Annotated in this window: 17 protein-coding genes; 7 read left to right on the forward strand and 10 right to left on the reverse strand. The window is 71.4% G+C overall.

What is annotated here, in order from left to right:
* Positions 1–201 precede the first annotated feature (201 nt).
* From CP983_RS03630 to CP983_RS03645, 4 genes are all read right to left on the reverse strand, one after another.
* Positions 202–1,350 (reverse strand): nucleotide disphospho-sugar-binding domain-containing protein, encoded by a 1,149-nt coding sequence (locus tag CP983_RS03630; RefSeq protein WP_167537636.1) that lies wholly within the window; start codon positions 1,348–1,350, stop codon positions 202–204.
* A gap of 70 nt (positions 1,351–1,420) precedes the next feature.
* Positions 1,421–1,678 carry an acyl carrier protein gene (locus CP983_RS03635; protein ID WP_150498505.1) on the reverse strand — a complete coding sequence of 86 codons (258 nt, stop codon included), beginning with the start codon at positions 1,676–1,678 and terminating at the stop codon, positions 1,421–1,423.
* A 65-nt stretch (positions 1,679–1,743) separates the two neighbouring features.
* Positions 1,744–2,970: a ketosynthase chain-length factor gene (locus tag CP983_RS03640; RefSeq protein ID WP_150498506.1), complete on the reverse strand. Its 1,227-nt coding sequence runs from the start codon at positions 2,968–2,970 to the stop codon at positions 1,744–1,746.
* Complete coding sequence (locus tag CP983_RS03645) at positions 2,967–4,235, reverse strand: beta-ketoacyl-[acyl-carrier-protein] synthase family protein (RefSeq protein ID WP_125525194.1); 1,269 nt, start codon at positions 4,233–4,235, stop codon at positions 2,967–2,969. The genes CP983_RS03640 and CP983_RS03645 overlap by 4 nt, the downstream gene beginning before the upstream one ends.
* Before the next feature lie 363 nt (positions 4,236–4,598).
* On the opposite strand from CP983_RS03645, the gene CP983_RS03650 reads away from it, so the two are divergent.
* Positions 4,599–5,384, forward strand: coding sequence for an AfsR/SARP family transcriptional regulator (locus CP983_RS03650; RefSeq protein WP_125525193.1), 786 nt, complete (start codon positions 4,599–4,601; stop codon positions 5,382–5,384).
* A gap of 73 nt (positions 5,385–5,457) precedes the next feature.
* Here the strand turns inward: CP983_RS03650 and CP983_RS03655 are convergent, their stop codons facing one another.
* Both CP983_RS03655 and CP983_RS03660 read right to left on the reverse strand, forming a co-directional pair.
* Positions 5,458–5,949 (reverse strand): GtrA family protein, encoded by a 492-nt coding sequence (locus CP983_RS03655; protein ID WP_167537637.1) that lies wholly within the window; start codon positions 5,947–5,949, stop codon positions 5,458–5,460.
* Entirely contained in the window at positions 5,933–6,370 is a 438-nt protein-coding gene (locus CP983_RS03660) for a nuclear transport factor 2 family protein (RefSeq protein ID WP_150498508.1), read from the reverse strand. Before CP983_RS03660 ends, CP983_RS03655 begins: the two co-directional genes overlap by 17 nt.
* A gap of 209 nt (positions 6,371–6,579) precedes the next feature.
* Here CP983_RS03660 and CP983_RS03665 point away from each other — a divergent pair, with 209 nt between their 5' ends.
* The 6 genes from CP983_RS03665 (at position 6,580) to CP983_RS03690 (ending at position 12,461) form a co-directional block, all read left to right on the forward strand.
* On the forward strand, positions 6,580–7,365 hold the full coding sequence (locus CP983_RS03665; protein ID WP_150498509.1) for an SDR family NAD(P)-dependent oxidoreductase: 786 nt from the start codon (positions 6,580–6,582) through the stop codon (positions 7,363–7,365).
* Positions 7,366–7,384: 19 nt separating this feature from the next.
* On the forward strand, positions 7,385–8,353 hold the full coding sequence (locus CP983_RS03670) for an aromatase/cyclase (protein WP_150498510.1): 969 nt from the start codon (positions 7,385–7,387) through the stop codon (positions 8,351–8,353).
* On the forward strand, positions 8,344–9,111 hold the full coding sequence (locus CP983_RS03675; RefSeq protein ID WP_125525188.1) for a cyclase family protein: 768 nt from the start codon (positions 8,344–8,346) through the stop codon (positions 9,109–9,111). Before CP983_RS03670 ends, CP983_RS03675 begins: the two co-directional genes overlap by 10 nt.
* 41 nt (positions 9,112–9,152) lie before the next feature.
* Positions 9,153–10,274, forward strand: coding sequence for a glycosyltransferase family 2 protein (locus CP983_RS03680; protein ID WP_150498511.1), 1,122 nt, complete (start codon positions 9,153–9,155; stop codon positions 10,272–10,274).
* A gap of 5 nt (positions 10,275–10,279) precedes the next feature.
* Positions 10,280–11,053 carry a class I SAM-dependent methyltransferase gene (locus tag CP983_RS03685; RefSeq protein ID WP_150498512.1) on the forward strand — a complete coding sequence of 258 codons (774 nt, stop codon included), beginning with the start codon at positions 10,280–10,282 and terminating at the stop codon, positions 11,051–11,053.
* A gap of 70 nt (positions 11,054–11,123) precedes the next feature.
* Positions 11,124–12,461 carry a hypothetical protein gene (locus CP983_RS03690; protein ID WP_150498513.1) on the forward strand — a complete coding sequence of 446 codons (1,338 nt, stop codon included), beginning with the start codon at positions 11,124–11,126 and terminating at the stop codon, positions 12,459–12,461.
* A gap of 14 nt (positions 12,462–12,475) precedes the next feature.
* On the opposite strand, the gene CP983_RS03695 is transcribed toward CP983_RS03690, so the two are convergent.
* From CP983_RS03695 to CP983_RS03710, 4 genes are all read right to left on the reverse strand, one after another.
* Positions 12,476–13,345: a universal stress protein gene (locus CP983_RS03695; protein WP_150498514.1), complete on the reverse strand. Its 870-nt coding sequence runs from the start codon at positions 13,343–13,345 to the stop codon at positions 12,476–12,478.
* Between the two features lie 135 nt (positions 13,346–13,480).
* Entirely contained in the window at positions 13,481–15,241 is a 1,761-nt protein-coding gene (locus tag CP983_RS03700; RefSeq protein ID WP_150498515.1) for a GAF domain-containing sensor histidine kinase, read from the reverse strand.
* Between the two features lie 459 nt (positions 15,242–15,700).
* Positions 15,701–16,774: a zinc-dependent alcohol dehydrogenase family protein gene (locus CP983_RS03705; protein WP_107908487.1), complete on the reverse strand. Its 1,074-nt coding sequence runs from the start codon at positions 16,772–16,774 to the stop codon at positions 15,701–15,703.
* Between the two features lie 175 nt (positions 16,775–16,949).
* Entirely contained in the window at positions 16,950–17,450 is a 501-nt protein-coding gene (locus CP983_RS03710; RefSeq protein WP_150498516.1) for a flavodoxin domain-containing protein, read from the reverse strand.
* Between the last annotated feature and the right edge of the window lie 102 nt (positions 17,451–17,552).

Here is a 17,552-nt window from a genome sequence, read left to right on the forward strand (position 1 = left end):
CTTGCCCCTATCGACTGTCGGGTAGCGTGATACGCGTTTTCCGCGCTATTCGGCTCACGCACCTCATACTCATCGGGGCCACTTGAACTTGTCTCGGACACGGGTCGAAGGCCAGAACCGGGACATCGCACGGGGGGCAAGGAATGAATGGACGGCTGTGCCGGGCATTCCCGGTCGTACGGAAATACCCGGCACGGTCGGTCACTTCCGCTGGGCGCCTGCCAACTGCTCGGCGAGGCCCGCGACTTCGTCGAGGCCGGGCGCGGCGGTGTTCTCCGCCCGCAGCGCGCGGGCGCCCTCGGCGTATCCCGGCTCGCTGCGGACCCGGCGCAGGGCGTCCGCCACGGCGGCGGGGGTGATGTCCTCGCGACGTACGACCGCCGCCGCTCCCGCCGCAGCGAGACGGTCGGCGGTGGCGTGCTGGTCGCCCATGTGGGGCAGGGCGACCTGGGGCAGTCCGAAGGCCAGGGCGGTCAGCGCGGTGCCGATGCCGCCGTGGTGCACGACCGCCGTGCAGTGCGTGAACAGAAGACCGAGCGGCAGCCAGGCGGCCGCCCGCACTCCCGGGGGAAGCGCGCCGAGTTCGTCGGCGAAGCGGTCCGGAACTGCGATGACGGTCTCCACGTCGTTGCCGGAGAGTTCCTCCCCCAGCTCCTTGAGGACCTGCACGCCGTGGATCATCGGCACGACGCTGCCGAGCGTCACGCAGACCCGGGGGCGGTCGGGCTCCTCCAGCAGCCAGGGCGGTGTGTCGCTGGCCCCGCTGTAGGGCACGAACCGCATCCGCTGCGCCGGTCGGGCTCCCGGCCGCTGGAGGCTCTCCGGGCAGATGTCGACCCGCAGTTCGGCCTTCGCCGGCGCGGGCAGGCCGAGGCGGGCGAGGGTGGTGGCCATCTGGTCCGCGGCGATCTCCTCCGTCTCCGGGGGCAGTTCGAGTCCCCAGTTGTGCCGGAGCAGCGGAACTCCGCGGTGGGCCGCGGCGACCGCCCCGGAGTGCTCGGTCGGCTCCGACACGACAAGGTCGGGCGCCCAGCGTTCGGCGACGGCGACGGTGCCCTCGACGGTCAGCTCCGACAGTCGGCCGAAGCCCCGGCCGATGTGCTCCACGGAGGCGTCCCGGGCCCCCTCGCGCTGCGACGGGTGCGGTCCCTCCCCCGAGTCCATCGCGGCGCGCAGGTCGATCGGCGGTACCGAGGCCACCGCGGGGAGACCGGACCGGCCGGCCTCGGCGATGAACTGCTCGGGCATGGTGACCAGGACTTGGTGCCCCCGGGCACGCAGCGCCCAGGCGAAGGGGACGAGTGGGAAGAAGTGCCCCGGGCTCGGGGCGGTGGTGACCAGGATGCGCATACGTCTCTCCATGGGTGGTCGGGTGCCGTCGACCGGCCCCGGCCCGGCTGCCGGGGCCGGTCCCGCTTCGTCAGGCGGCGTCGGCGAGGGCGTTGTTGACCAGGTCCAGCAGGGCCCGGGGGGTCCGGACCTGCCCGACCGCCTCGTCCCCGAAGCTGATGCCGTAGTCCCGCTCCAGCCGGGCCGCGGTCTCCAGCAGCGCGATCGAGTCGTATCCGAGAAGCCCGAACTCGATGTCGCGGATGTCCTCGTCCGGTGCGACGCCGTCCGCCGCACCCGCGCACTCCGTCATGATCGTCCGGAGTTGTTCCAGGGTCAGTTCACTCATGCGTTGATCACCTCGCCGTTCGGTTGTGGGGTGTTCCGATCGGTGCGCCGGTGCCGCCGCGCGAGTCAGTCGCGGGCGTGGGGAGCGCGGACGACCATCGCGGCGTTGAAGCCGCCGTGCCCGCGTGCGAGCACCAGCGCGACACGCAAGGGGGCGGGCCTCGGCCGCACGACCAGGTCGATCGCGTACTCGGGGGCCGGCCGCCCCACGTTGACGGTCGGCGGGACGACGCCCTCGTTCAGCGCGAGCAGGGCGGCGGCCAGGTCCAGGGCGGCGCCGCCCGAGTAGAGCCGTCCGGTCATCGTCTTGGGAGCGGTGACCGGGACGCCGCACGGCCCGAAGACGTCGTTGATCGCCTCGGCCTCCGCCCGGTCCAGGTCGGGCAGGCCGGCGGCGTCGGCGAAGAGGACGTCCACGTCGGACGGGTCGAGCCCGGCGTCGCCGAGCGCGATCTCGATGGCGTCCCTGAGCCGCGACGGCCGCCCGCTGTCCGGGTGCGGGTCGAACGTCGCGCCGTAGCCCGCGATCTCGCCGTACGGCGCATCCTGCCGGCGCCGAGCTGCGGCGCCCGCCTCCTCCAGCACGAGGATCGCGCCGCCCTCGCCGGGGACGTAGCCGCGCGCCGCGGCGCTGAAGGGCACATACGCCGACCGCGGGTCGTCGCCGGTGCTGAGCCGGCCGGTGCTGAGCTGGGCGACCCAGCCCCAGGGGCACAGGCTTCCGTCCACGCCGCCGGAGACGACCAGTGCGAGCCCGTCGCGCACCAGCCGGCGGGCCTGCGCCACGGCGTCCAGCCCGCCCGCCTGGTCGCTCACCAGGACGCCGCTCGGGCCGCGCATGCCGTTCCGGATGGAGATCTGGCCGGTGTTGACGGCGTAGAACCAGGCGAAGGACTGGTACGAGCTGACGTACCGACTGCCCTTGCTCCACAGCTTCTCCAACTCCCGCTGCCCGAACTCGAAGCCTCCGGAGGAACTGGCCGTCACCACTCCCATCGAGAACTCCGCGAGCCGCTCCGGGTCGGCCCGGGCGTCCGCCAGGGCCCAGTCAGCCGCGACCAGCGCCATCCTGGTCATGTGGTCCGTCTGCGGCAGCAGCCGGCCCGGCAGATGCTCGGCCGGTTCAAAGTCGGGTACCTCGCCGGCGAGCCGGGCGGGATAGCCCCGTGCGTCGAACCTCTTCAGCGGGGCTATCCCGCTGCGGCCGCGCAGTGTCGCCTCCCAATAGGCGCGTGTGCCCAGCCCGTTGGGTGCGGCGACGCCGAGCCCGGTGACCACGACCTTGGGGGTCATCGGGCGGCAGCTTCCGGGGCGGCGAGCACCATCGCGCTCTGGAATCCGCCGAAGCCGCTGCCCACCGTCAGCACGGCGTCGGTCCGCTGCTCGCGGGCGGTCTTGGGAACGTAGTCGAGGTCGCAGTCGGGGTCGGGTTCCTCCAGGTTGGCCGTGGGCGGGATGACGTCGTGCTCGATGGCCAGCGCGCACGCCGCGATCTCGATGGCCCCGATGGCGCCCAGCGAGTGCCCGATCATCGACTTGATGGAGCTGACGGGGACGTCGAAGGCGTGTGCGCCGAGGCTGCGCTTGACCGCCGCCGTCTCGTGCCGGTCGTTCTGCCTGGTGCCGGAGCCGTGCGCGTTGACGTAGTCGATGTCGTCGGGCCGCAACCGCGCCTGTCCGAGTGCCGCGGTGATCGCCTCCGCCATCTCCCGGCCGTCCGGCCGCAGACCGGTCATGTGGTAGGCGTTCGACCGGGACGCGAACCCCCGGATCGTGGCGTACACATGGGCGCCTCGGCGCCGTGCGTCCTCCAGCGGTTCCAGGACGAAGAACGCGCTCCCCTCGCCGAGCACGAAGCCGTCCCGGCTGCGGTCGAAGGGGCGGGAGGCGTGCTCCGGGTCGTCGTTGCGTGCCGTGGTGGCCTTGATGGCGTCGAAGCAGGCGACGGTGATCGGGGAGATCGGCGCGTCGGTGGCACCGGCCACGGCGACCTTCGCGGTTCCCTCCCGCAGCAGCCCGCACGCATGGCCGATCGCGTCGAGCCCGGAGGTGCAGCCCGTCGAGACGACCGACACGGGTCCCTCGGCCGCCACGGCCCAGGCCACTTCGGCGGCCAGCGAGCTCGGGACGAAGTAGCCGTACAGGTGCGGTACGGCGTAGGTGTGGTCGACGAGCCACTGCCGGCCGCCGTCGCTGACGGTGGAGTACTCCTGTTCCAGGCCCATGGTGCAGCCGACGGCGCTGCCCACCGTGACGGACACGTCCGCCGGGTCCAGGCCGCCGCCGCCCAGGCCGCTGTCGGCGAGGGCCTCGCGGGCGGCCGCGACGCCCAGTTGCGCGGCGCGGTCCATCCTCCTCAGTTCCTTGGGCGTGAAGCCCTCGGCGCGCGCGTCGAAATCGCACTCGGCCGCGACGCGGGACCGGAACGGGGAGGGATCGAAGAATGATATCGCGCGTGTTGCGGTACGACCGGACGTCAGGAGTTCCCAGAACGCATTGGTGCCGATTCCCCCTGGCGCCCGGACTCCGATTCCGGTTATCGCCACACAGTAGTCCATGGAAATCCTCTCGAGCCGACAAGTGCGGCCCATTGAAAAAGGGCGGACTGCGAGACACTCGCAGCTCAGGCGCACGCCATCCCGATCATTCGAATCATGCGGACCGAGCATGCACAGCAGCTGCTCGAAATGTGCTCGAAGAGGCCTTGACCGATCGGCCGAATCGCGGGGATACCAGTACTGAAGCGCAAAAGTCGCCGGCTGCTTGCCGTCTGCACTGATCAGACGGCCGCTGACCGGAACCGAACGCTCTCCTGACGAAGTTGACCATCCTGACCGGGTCCGCGTATTTAAAACCACCGGACCGCGGCGTAAGAATACCGGCGGAGAAACTATTTTCCGTACCGTGCACCTGGAGTCGGCTTGGAGATACGAATACTCGGCCCCATATCCATCGAACCGATCGGGACGGTCAGCACTCGACTCGCCCCCAAGCCACGCAAGATCCTGGCTCTGCTGCTCCTCAACGCGAACAAGATCGTATCGACTGCTTCACTCATGACCGAGCTCTGGGGTGAGACCCCGCCCAAGAGCGCGACCACGACCTTGCAGACCTATGTCCTGCACCTGCGCAAGGCACTTGGCGCCCTATGGGAAATCGATCTGCCGGACATAGCCAAGAACGTGCTCACCACACACACCAACGGCTACATGCTCAGCATCTCGCCCGGGACGGTCGACCTGCATGTGTACAACAAGCTGGTGGCCGACGGCCGGCGTGCCCTGGAGGAAGGGCAGATCGAACGCGGGGCCGCCCGCTTCGACGAGGCGCTGGCCCTGTGGAGCGGTCCCCCGCTCGCCGACGTGCCCATCGGTCCGCTGCTGGAGGCGGAGGTGATGCGTCTGGAGGAGGACCGGCTCGGCATCCTGGAGGACCGGATCAGCGCCGACCTCCGGCTCGGCCGGCACCATCAACTGCTCGGCGAACTCACCTCGTTGGTCACACAGCACCCGTTCCACGAGGGACTGCACGAGAAGCTGATGGTGGCGCTGCACCGGTCCGGCCGGCGGCACCAGGCCCTGGACGTCTATCAGCGTCTCCGCTCGTCGCTCGTGGACGAGCTCGGCATCGATCCGTCGCCCAGGCTCCAGCGTCTGCACCAGTCCGTCCTCGCCTCCGACCCGAGGCTGGACAACGCGGCGGCCTGAGAACCGCTCCGGGGCCCGGGCGTTCGAGGGAGATCCCCCGACCGCCCGGGCCCCCGGGTTCCGCGTTCCGCAGTCAGCCGGGCCTGCGCGCACCCGCACGGACCGGCCGCTCCCGCGGGAGGAACACCCACTTCCTGTAGCTGAGGAACCGGACCAGTGAGGCCACGGCCACCCCGACGAGCAGCGCCACGTGGTACGACACCGGGTCGTCCCGGTCCAGTACCCGGACGGCGAGGGCGATGGCGAGGAGCTGGATCAGCAGGCCGACGCCGTTCAGGACGAAGAAGACGGCGTACTCCTGGACGAGGTTGCTCCGTCTGCGGTGCCGGAAGGTCCACCAGCGGTTACCGGCGAACGAGAGGGTCGTGGCGAGCAGGGTGGCGATCGCGTTCGAGGTGAGCGGGCCCACCCGCAGACCGACGTGGAGCACGCTGGTGCCGGCTATCGCCACCGTGGAGTTGACGACTCCCATCACTCCGAAGCGGGCGAGTTCACCGACGAGCGGCGCGTGCCGCCGGCCTGCCGGCGGGTCCTGTACGGCGCCGCCGTCAGGAGGCGATGTCATCGCGTGCGACGACGCGGTGCCGCACATGCAGGCCGCCGTCGTCCACCAGGACGTCGTCACACGTGGTCGACATGAGCACCTTCGGTGAGCCGCCGACCTCCGTCTCGATGATCAATGCGTAACTCCCCACCCGCACCGTGCCGTCCGCCGCGGGCTCCACAGCGGACATGCCGATCCAGTGCCGCCGGATCCGGCCGGCCGCGCCCAGTTCGGCGGACGTGAGACGCGCCGCGGCGGCGATGGCCGAGCGCCCGCGCGTGGGCTCGCTGCGCCCGTTGGCCGAGAAGACGGCGTCCTCGGTGAACGTGTCCGCCCATGCCTCCGCCTCCCCCGAATCGAGGAGCCGCATCTGTGCGGCGTAGAACTGCTCCACTCGGGCGCGCAGTTCGCCGATGGTTCCCGGCACCACGGTCTCGGTCATTCGGGCCTCTCCTCGACTCGGGACGTCTGGCTTTCCCTGCGCAGCCTTCCCACCCCTGCTTGAACACGCCTCGATGACGAGTGGAACGCCCCCTCGGCAATGACCCCACCAATTCCCTCCGCCTCGTTTCGACCCGTCCTCGAGGCCCTGTTGGAAAAGTGCGACCGACCCGAACCCCCGACCTGCCCGCGGGCACAGGAGGATGGCAGATGACCGAGGACGCCTCGCGTACCGCGCTGATAACCGGCGCCACCAGTGGAATAGGGCTTTCGGCCGCGCGTGCACTGGCGGCTCGTGGGATGCGAGTCTTCATCTGCTCCCGGAACGCCGACGACGTCGCGCGAACGGTGAAGGAACTGCGCAACCTAGGGGCCCGGGCCGACGGGGCCCAGGCCGACGTACGTGACCGCGAGGACATCGAGGCCCTGGTGAGCAGGGCGGTCGCGGCGTTCGGCGGGGTCGACGTGCTGGTCAACAACGCCGGCCGCAGCGGCGGCGGGGTCACGGCCCGGATCACCGACGAGCTGTGGTCCGACGTGATCGAGACGAACCTCACCAGCGTGTTCCGGCTGACCCGTGAGGTGCTGGTCAACGCCGGAATGCTGGAACGGGGGTGGGGCCGCGTCATCAACATCGCGTCCACCGGCGGAAAGCAGGGCGTGGTGCTGGGCGCCCCCTATTCGGCCTCGAAACACGGCGTCGTGGGATTCACCAAGGCTCTGGGCCTGGAACTCGCCAAGACCGGAGTGACGGTGAACGCGGTGTGCCCCGGGTATGTCGAGACACCGATGGCCGAACGCGTACGGCAGGGATACGCGGCGGCGTGGGAGACGACCGAGGCCGAAGTCCTCGAACGATTCGAGAGCCGTATTCCCCTGGGCCGCTACACGACCCCGGACGAGGTCGCCGGAATCGTCGGATATCTGGTGACCGATTCCGCCGCGCCCATCACGGCGCAGGCCATCAACGTGTGCGGCGGGCTCGGCAACTACTGATCCGGAAAGGGGCGACACCATGACGGCACCGACCATGCGTTCCACCGAGCACTCGATCACCGTGGCGGCTCCGGCCCGGCGCGTGTACGACATCGTGGCCCGCGCCGCCGACTGGCCGCACCACTTCACACCCACCCTGCACGTCGAGGTCCTGGAGTCCGGCGGCGGCGAGGAACGCCTGCGCATCTGGGCCATCGCCAACGGCGAGGTGAAGTGCTGGACGTCCCACCGCGTCCTGGACCCGAGTGCCCTGAGCGTGCGCTTCCGCCAGGAGGTCCCCGCTCCCCCGGTGGCTTTCATGAGCGGCGAATGGCGCATGACGCCCCTCGACGCGCACACCACCCGCGTGACGTTCCTGCACGAGTACGGTGCCGTCGACGACGATCCGCAGTCGCTGCGGTGGATCGACAGGGCCGTCGACAGCAACAGCGCCGAGGAGCTGGCCCGGCTCGGGACCGCCGCCGAACTGGCCGGACGTATCGACGAACTCCTGCTCTCCTTCGAGGACTCGGTGGAGATCGCGGCACCAGCCGGGGCCGTCCACGACTTCCTCCGCGACGCGGGCGAGTGGCCCCGGCGCATTCCGCACGTGGACCGGCTGGAGCTGACCGAGGACGCCGGCGTGCAGCACATGGACATGGACACCCGTACCGCCGACGGCTCCGTGCACACGACGTCCTCGGTGCGGATCTGCCTGCCCCCCGAGCGGATCGTCTACAAACAGGTCGTCACCCCGCTGCTGATGACCGCCCACACCGGTTCCTGGCACGTCACGGCACGCCCGGAGGGCACGCTGGCCACGTCCCGCCACACGGTGCTGCTGGCCCCGGACCGGGTGCGCGAGGTGCTGGGCCCGGACGCCACCCTCGCCACCGCGCGGGACTTCGTCCGCCGGGCCCTGGGCCGCAACAGCACGGTGACGCTGGAGCACGCCAAGGCGTACGCCGAGGCCCTCGAAGCCGGCGCCGAGGAGGGCTCATGCGCCTGATCGACCTGTCCTCCCCGGTCGACGCCACGTCATGGGAGCCGGACCCGATCGAGCACTCGATCATGACTCCGGCGCAGGGGGCCCGGCACCTGGTCGCGGAGATGGAGCAGCACTTCGGGCTGTCCCTGGACACCGACGACCTGCCGGACGGCGAGTTCCTCAACAACGACACGCTGACCCTGACGACCCACGTAGGCACCCATGTCGACGCCCCGACCCACTACGGCTCTACGGCGGCGTACGGGCAGCCGAAGACCATCGACCAGGTACCGCTGGAGTGGTTCTACCGTCCGGGCGTGGTGCTGGACCTCACCGCGGCCGGCGTGGGCAGCGTCGACGCCCGCTTCATCGCCGCCGAGCTCGACCGGGTCGGGCACGAGGTGCGGCCGTACGACATCGTGCTGCTGCGCACGGGAGCCGAGGAATGGAGCGGGACCCAGCGCTACTTCACCGACTTCACGGGGCTGGACGGGTCGGCCGTGCATTACCTCCTCGACCTGGGGGTCCGGGTCATCGGCACGGACGCGTTCAGCCTCGACGCCCCGTTCACCCACATCATGGAGCGCTACGCCGACACCGGGGACCGGACTCTGCTGTGGCCGGCGCACTTCGCGGGCCGGGAGCGGGAGTACTGCCAGATCGAGCGGCTGGCCAACCTCGGCGCGCTGCCCTCCTCCGGCTTCTCGGTCGTCTGCTTCCCGGTGCGGATCGCCCGCGCCGGAGCGGGCTGGGCACGCGCTGTCGCGGTCCTCGATTGAGCCGGCCCGAGCACTCGACGACGGCGCGGGAGAGGAGCCGTATGCGCACCGACGCCGAAACGCCCCAGGCACACGACACGCCCGACCTGTATCGCGCGCTCGCCCTGGGTGACTACGTGCTGGGCCGGACTCCCCTGCACATCGCCGCCCGGACCGCCGGTTTCTCGGCCGACGAGATGCTGCGCCTGGTGCGCGCACGCGTCGACGTTCCCGCCGACCCGGCACCCGGCCGTCCCGGACCCCGGGAGCCGCTGCTGTCGGTGGTCGTCCCGGTCTTCAACAACGCCACCACTCTGCGTGAACTGCACCGCCGGCTGCACGGGGCGCTCACCCCGATCGGCGCCTTCGAGATCCTGTTCGTCGACGACGGCAGCAGCGACGGCTCGTCCGGCCTCATCGGCGAACTGCATCAAGAGGACCCGTCGGTCCGGCTGCTCCGGCTGTCGCGCAACTTCGGCCAGCAGGCGGCGCTGAGCGCCGGGCTGGACGTCGCCCGCGGCGCGGCGGTCGTCATGCTGGACGCCGATCTCCAGGACCCGCCCGAGCTGATCGGGGACCTCGTCGAGCGCTGGCGGGCGGGCCACGAGGTGGTCTACATGGTCCGCAGGAACCGCAAGGAAGGGCCGTTCAAGCGCCTGGCCTACGCGGTCTTCTACCGGGTCTTCCGGTACCTCGCGGACATCGAAGTGCCGCTGTCCAGCGGGGACTTCGCGCTCCTGGACCGCAAGGTCGTGGCCGTGCTGCGCTCGATGCCGGAGCGCAGCAGGTTCCTGCGCGGGCTGCGCAGCTGGTCGGGGTTCCGGCAGACCGCCGTCGAGTACGACCGCGCCCGGCGGCCGTCCGGCGAGTCCCAGTACACCCTGCGCCGGCTGGCCAAACTCGCCGCGGACGGACTGCTCGGGTTCTCCAGCGTCCCGCTGCGGCTGGTGTCCACGCTCGGCCTCGCGACCGCCGCCGCCGGAGCGGTGATGGTGGTCCTGGTGCTGCTGGCCCGGCTCAGCGCCCTGTCGTTGCCGGTGGGCTGGGCCTCCACGATCTCCGTGGTCCTCCTCGTCGGCGGAGCCCAGCTGACCACCATCGGCATGGTCGGCGCCTACATCGCGCGGATCTACCACGAGGTCAAGCAACGTCCCCTGTACATCGTCATGGAACGGCTGGGGTGACGGACATGGACACCGCCATGTACCACGCGTTCGCCGCGGTGGAGAGCCGGCACTGGTGGTTCCAGGGGCGCCGGCGGATCGTCGCCGCGCTGCTGCGGGACCAGCTGAGGGACGCCAGGCGAGCGAAGCCCGGTGGGCTGGACATCCTCGACGTCGGGTCGGGGACGGGCGAAATGGTCGAGATGCTGCGCGAGTTCGGGACCGTCACCGCGCTCGACAGTTCCCCGCACGCCATCGACTACCTGCGGCAGAGACTGCCCGAGGGTGTGTCGGCCCGGCACGCCAGCATCCCCGAGGATCTGCCCCGCGACGAGATGTTCGACCTGGTGACCGCCTTCGACGTGGTCGAGCACCTCACCGACGACCTGGCGGCACTGCGCGCGTTCCGCCGAGTACTGCCCACGGGTGGCCGGATGGCGCTCACCGTCCCCGCCCACCAGATGCTGTGGAGCCACCACGACGTCTACGCCGGGCACGTCAGGCGCTACCACCGTGCCCAGCTGCGGGATCTCGTGCGGCGGGCCGGCGGCTTCGAGGTGGAGCGCCTCGCCTACTTCAACTCGCTGCTGTTCCTGCCGGCCCTCGCTGCCAGGTCGGCGGGCCGCTGGCGGCGCAGGGTGTCGCCACCCGTGGACGAGAGCGTCGATCCGCATCTGGCCCTGCCCTCCCCACTGGTGAACCGGCTCCTGCTCGGGGTCTTCGCCTCCGAGGCCCGTCTGCTGGCACGCGTCGACCCGCCGTTCGGCGTCTCGCTCGTCGCACTGTGCCGCGCTTCCTGAGCGGACCCGGCTCACCGGCCCCTGCCGTCCCCTCCCCGAATCGAGTCAATACATGACGTCCAGTCAGGAAATGGCAGCGCACACGGACCGGGCGGTGAAGCCGTCGCCGTCCGTCGCGGACCGGTGGACGCGGCACCGGTCCTCGCTCCTCGTCGTCGCCACGATCGCCGTCGTCGCCGTCATCGCCCGGTTCGCCTTCCTGGACCACAGGTCCGAGGACTACGTCGACTTCTACCGGCGCTGGTATCAGTTCATCGAGGACAACGGGGGCTACCGCGCGCTGCGGCACCAGTTCTCCAACTACAACGTGCCCTACCTGTATCTCCTCGCGACGACCGTGTGGCTGAAGATCCCGTCGCTGGTCGCGGTGAAGCTGATCCCGGTCGCGTTCGACGTGCTGCTCGGCTGGTACGTGTACCGGATCACCAGGCTCCGGTACCCGACCGGCCGGCTCCCGCTCGCCGCGGCGCTCGTGGTCATGCTGCTTCCGACGGTCGTGCTGAACAGCTCCATGTGGGGTCAGTGCGACTCCGGTTACGCCGCCCTGGCGATCGGCGGGCTGTACCACCTCATGCGGGGCAGGTCGTGGACGGCGTGCGCCCTGTTCGGAGCGGCGTTCGCCTTCAAGCTCCAGGCCGTCTTCCTGTTCCCCGTCCTGCTGCTGATGGTGCTGCGCCGCAAGCTGCCCTGGCAGTGCCTGCTCGCTGTTCCCGGCATGTACCTGCTGCTCGACGTCCCGGCGCTGCTGCTCGGCGCCGAGCCGGGGAAGCTGCTCTCCGTCTACCTGGACCAGGCCTCGCTGCTGCACGGCGAGTTCATCGTGACGGCGCCCAACGCCTTCCAGTACCTGGACTCGACGCCACAGGCCCTTCAGACGCTGGGGATCGTGCTGACCGGGGTGTCGGTGCTCGGACTGGTCGGAGCGGCGGTGCTGCGCCGACCCGATCTGACACACCTGCAGCTGGTCCTGGCGGCCACGGTGTCGGCGCTGCTGGTGCCGTTCCTGCTGCCCAACATGCACGAGCGGTACTTCTACCTCGCCGACGTGCTCACGGTGATCGCCGCGTTCTGGCTGCCCCGCAAGCTCTGGTTCGCGCCGCTCCTCACACAGTTCGCCTCGCTGTTCGCCTACATCCCGTTCCTGCTGCTGCCGTACCGGCTGCGCGACCTCACCGGGAATCCGGACGTGGTGGGCAAATCCGGCTTCGCCGAGCCGGCCCCGGAGGCCGGCTGGCTGGCGTCGGCGATACGTAACGGCCCCAGCCCGCGGGAGGTGCTCGCCAAGCTCTTCGAACCGGTGATCAGCTATCAACTGCTCGCCACGGCGGTGCTGATCGCCCTCGTCGGAACGATCGCCGTGGCCGCCGGTGAGTTCCGGCGGCCACGACCGGATGTGCCGGGCACCTGACCTGTCAGGGACGTTCACGTCATCTGCGGCACGATCGCCACGGGGCAGTGCGCGTGGTGCAGCAGGGTGTGGCCGACGCGGCCGAGTTGCAGGCCGAAGTGGCCGTGCCGGTGGCGCGCTCCGACGACGACGAGGTCGGCGTCGGCCGAGCGGTCCACGAGGATCCGGCGGGCCGGGCCCTCGACGGTGGTCCGGCGTACCCGGGCGCCGGGGCGTTCGGCCATGGCTTCGCCCAGCAGTTCACCGAGCTGGGCCGCCGCTCGTTCCTCGGGCTCCTGTGCGGCGTCCCCGGTGAACACGGCCGCGCCCTCCAGTGCGGGCCGGCGCCAGGCGCGTACGGCGTCCACGGCGCAGCCGCGTTCCTCGGCCTCGCGCAGGGCGAAGCGCACGGCCTGCACGCCGGTGGCCAGGTCTCCGGCACCGAACAGGATCTGCTCGTGCAGGCCGACCAGTCCTGTCTCGTCGCCCCGGACCACGATCACCGGGCAGTGCGCACGGGCGGCGACGCCCAGGCTCACCGATCCGAGGAGCAGTCCCTTGAGCTCGCCACGGCCGCGCTCGCCCGTCACCAGGGCGAAGGCGTTGTTGCCTTCGTGCAGGAGGGCGTCGACCGGGTCCGCTGGGACGATGCCGGTCGTCACCGGCACATCCGGCCGGCGAAGTGCGGCGCGTTCGGCGGCCGACGCCACGATGTGCTCGGCCAGCACGCGCTCGGAGGGGCGTTCACGTCCGGTCGACGGTACGGCGCCCTCGTAGCGCTCCCAGAGGGAGGCGTACACCAGCCGCAGCGGACGGTCACCGCGGGCGGCTTCGTCCACCGCCCAGTCGACGGCCAGCAGACTCGCGTCCGATCCGTCGACGCCAACGACCAGGGGGAGTGTCATCGTCCTCACCACCTCTTGCTCTGATCCCACCGTCGCACCGGACGGAGGAGGCCACGAGAGGCGGATGGGGCACAGGGGAAGGACCTTCGGCCCAACCCGGCGGTCCCGACGGCGGGGGCGCCCCCGATCAGGGAGCTACTCCGCCGGTAGCGGCACGCACCAGGCCAACGTGGTGCCGCCACCCTCCGGGCTGCTCAGTTCCAGGTCGCCGCCCAAGTGGCGGGCCCGCTCGGCCATGTTGCGCAGCCCGCTGCGGCGGCCGCCTTCCGGGATGCCTACGCCGTTGTCGCCGACGGTGAGGCGGACCTGGCGGGAGTCGGCGGTGAGGGCGACGTCGGCGCGGTCGGCACGGGCGTGGCGCGCGATGTTGGTGAGGGCCTCGGAGAGCACGGCGACGACGTGGTCGGCGATCTCGCGCGGCACCTGTGTGTCCACCAGGCCCTCCATCCGCACGCTGGGAGCGAAGCCCAGCACCGGTGCCGCCTCGCCGGCGACCCGCACCACACGCGCCCGCAGTCCCGCGCCCGCGACGCCCTCGCGCGAGCGCAGGCCGAAGATCGTCGACCTGATGATCTTGATGGTTTCGTCGAGGTCGTCGACGGCACGCACCACGCGCTTGGAGGCCTCCGGGTGCTCGATGAAGCGGCCCGCGCTCTGGAGGGTCATCCCGGTGGCGAACAGCCGCTGGATCGCCAGGTCGTGCAGGTCGCGGGCGATGCGGTCGCGGTCCTTGAGCACGGCGACCTCGGCCGCGTCCTGCCGGCGCTCCGCGAGTTCCATGGCGACGGCGGCCTGCGCGGCGAAGCCCTGGAGCGGTTCGATCTCCTTGCCGGCGAACACGGTCTGCCCCGCCGCGCGGACGAGCAGGACGACGCCTCGTACGCCGCCCTCCCCCGTGCCGACGGGGACGGCGACGGCGGGGCCGCTGAGGCTCGGGGGTCCCGCCGAGATCCGCCCCCGGCCTTCGGCCGGGGGGACCCCCATCTCGCTGAGCTCGTCGTGGGAGATGTCCGGGCTGGTGACGGGAGCGGCCGTGGCGAAGGCCTCGCCGAGGAGGCCGCTGTCGCCGGGCAGCACCAGTCCGCGCAGCGACTGCGCCTCCGGTCCGATGGCGAGTTCCACGCTGAGCGAGTCGGTGTCCTCCATGGGCATCGCGACCATGGCCAGCGCCGCGCCCGTGATCTCCCGGGCGCGGTCGGCGATCAGTCCGAGCACCTCACCGCGCTCGGCGCCGGACATCAGACTGTGGGTGATCTCCGCCGTCGCCCGCAGCCAGCGCTCACGCAGCCGGGACTCCTCGTAGAGGCGGGCGTTGTCGATGGCGACGCCGGCCGCCACCGCGAGGGTCGACGTCACGGCGACGTCCTCCTCGTCGAACCGCGCCCCGCCCCGCTTCTCGGTCAGGTACAGGTTGCCGAAGATCTGGTCGCGGACCCGGATGGGGACGCCGAGGAAGGTGTTCATCGGCGGATGGTTCGGCGGGAAGCCGTACGACGCCGGATGCTCGGAGAGTTTGGCCAGGCGCAGCGGCTCCGGGTGGCGGATGAGCTCGCCCAGGATGCCGTGGCCCTCCGGGTAGTGGCCGATCCTGGCGATCTGCTCCTCGGCGATCCCGACGGTGTGGAAGGCGGAGAGCCGCTTTCCGTCGGGCCCGATCACCCCGAGGGCGCCGTACTCGGCGTCGACCAGCACGGCGGCGGCTTCCACGATGCTGTGCAGGGCCTGTTCCAGGTCCAGCTCGCGGCCGACGGAGAGCACCGCCTCCAGCAGGCTGTGCACCCGGTCGCGGGTGCCGCGGGCGGCGTCGAGCCGGGCCTGGAGCTCCTCCAGCAACTCGTCCAGCCTCAGCTGCGGCAGCCGAATGCGGGCCTCCCGGGCCTCCTCGGGGCTTCCCACCTGCGTCTCCTCCAGTCCCGTGGGCGGTCGGACACCGGCCGCTCCGGACACCGGTCACGCTACCGGCCGGGGGCGGCGCGGCGGTGTGGATTCGGACCGCCGGAGCCCTGGACCGCGCCCGGGGCGGTGCCGGTGACGAGGAGTTCCGGGCCGTTCGGCCCTGTCGGGGACCCGTCGGGCGACGGGGCGAGAACCTGGCCGATATGACGCACCCGGGCCGTCCGGACCGTGATCGGGGCCGATCGGCCCTGGCACCCGGCGGTGACACGAGAGATGGTGGAGGGAGGAGCGGCACCGATCCCCCGCGGTGTCGCTCCGTGCCTGTCCACACCGCACCGCAGACCTCGTCCATGAGCAACGCACCCCGACGGAAGCCCGTCATGCTCACCGCGGAGGACTGCTCGGGCGCCGCCTGCCCCCCAACCGGCGACGCCCGGCGTCCTGACCCGCACCCTGCTGTCAGGCGCTGCTCACGGGCACGACCTCCTGGTGCCGCTCCTCCCCCAGCACGACCTTCAGGGCGCCGGTATCGGCGGCGCCCCCGAAGACGTCGTACGCCTCCTCCATCAGGTCCAGCGGGAAGGTGTGGGTGACCAGCTCGGAGGTGGGCAGCCGGCCCGCGGCCGTCATCCGCAGCAGGGTCGGGGTGGAGTACGTGTCGACCAGGCCGGTCGTGATGGTGATGTTCTTGATCCACAGGTCTTCGAGGTGCAGGGTCGCGGGGGCGCCGTGCACGCCGACGTTGGCGACGTGCCCGCCGGGCCGGACCATCCTGGTGCACAGCTCGAAGGTCTCCGGCACGCCGACCGCCTCGATGACGACGTCCGCGCCGAGCCCGTCGGTGAGGTCGGTGACCAGCTGTTCCGGTGCTTCACGGGCGTCGGCCACCGCGTCGGCGCCGAGCTGCCGGGCGGCCTCCAGACGCGCGGGTGCCAGGTCGACGGCGACGATCCGCTCGGGCGAGAACAGCCGGGCCGTGGCGACGGCCGCCAGTCCGATGGGGCCCGCGCCGACCACGACGACGGTGTCGCCGGGCCGGACGTTTCCGTTGAGGACGCCCACCTCGTAGGAGGTCGGCAGGATGTCGGCCAGCAGGACCGCGTCCTTGCTGTCCATGGCGCCCGGCAGCGGGTGCACGGACAGGTCGGCGTACGGCACCCGGACGTACTCGGCCTGCGTGCCGTCGATCAGATGACCGAGGATCCAGCCGCCACCGCCCCGGCACTGCCCGTACGCCCCCTGCCGGCAGTAGGAGCAGCGCCCGCACGAGGTGATGCAGGAGACCAGGACCCGGTCCCCCGGCCGCACCGTGCGCACGTCGCTGCCGACCTCGACGATCTCGCCGACCGCCTCGTGGCCGAGGACGGTGCCGGGCTGTACCTCGGGCACGTCGCCCTTGAGGATGTGCAGGTCCGTGCCGCAGATGGTGACCGCTCCGACGCGCACGATCGCGTCGGTGGGCTCCTTGATGGCCGGGTCCGGGACCTCTTCCCAGGCGGACTCTCCGGCGCCGTGGAACACGTAGCCTTTCATGACGCTCCTCACCCCACTCGACGTGTCGCGGAGCGCGGGCCCGGCGGTGGGGGTCCCTCGGGCGGTTCGCGCCCGCCGGCACCCCTGTGCCGGAATTGCCCCGCACGTCCAGCTTGGCGCGGATGCACGGGCCCCGCTTGGGCCGGACGGGGTGCCCTTCGTACGGCGACCCTCGCTACGCCCCGTTCCTCAGCTCGGCGGCCACGCGCTCCGCCCACGTCTCGATCGCGGTGAAGTCGCGGAAGTCCCCGCCCTTGCCGGACCGCAGGATCATTCCGGCGACCCAGCCCTTGGCGCCTTCCTCCAGGCAGCCGCCGAACGTGACGTGGTCCCTGGCGTCCAGCCGTGCCATGGTCTTCTTCACGCCGGGCACGGGCGGGATGTCCCGCTCGGAGGCCGTGGCGTCGAGGGGCCCGCTGCTGAAGAGCCAGAGCGGGCGCTCGGTCAGGGCCCGGCCGTGTCGCCGCACGAAGCGGCGGGCGTCCTTGTGCCAGCGTCCGGCGTACAGCCCGCCGCCGATCACGACGGCGTCGTACGGGGACACGCTGGGCACGGACCGGGCGGGCAGCGTGTCCACCGCCAGCCCGTCCTCGCGCAGGACGTCGGCGACGGCTTCGGCGATCCGCGCGGTCGATCCATTGGTCGTTCCGTAGGCAACCAGCACCTTGTCGGTCATGACGGTTCGCCTCCTCCACTCCCACCGTGCGACACCCGGCCGCCCGATCCCATGGGCTGCCCGGGACCGACCCGGGGGCCGTTCGGCCCCGGAACACGCGGA

Source organism: Streptomyces chartreusis (assembly GCF_008704715.1).
In the GTDB taxonomy this organism is placed as follows: Bacteria; Actinomycetota; Actinomycetes; order Streptomycetales; family Streptomycetaceae; genus Streptomyces; species Streptomyces chartreusis.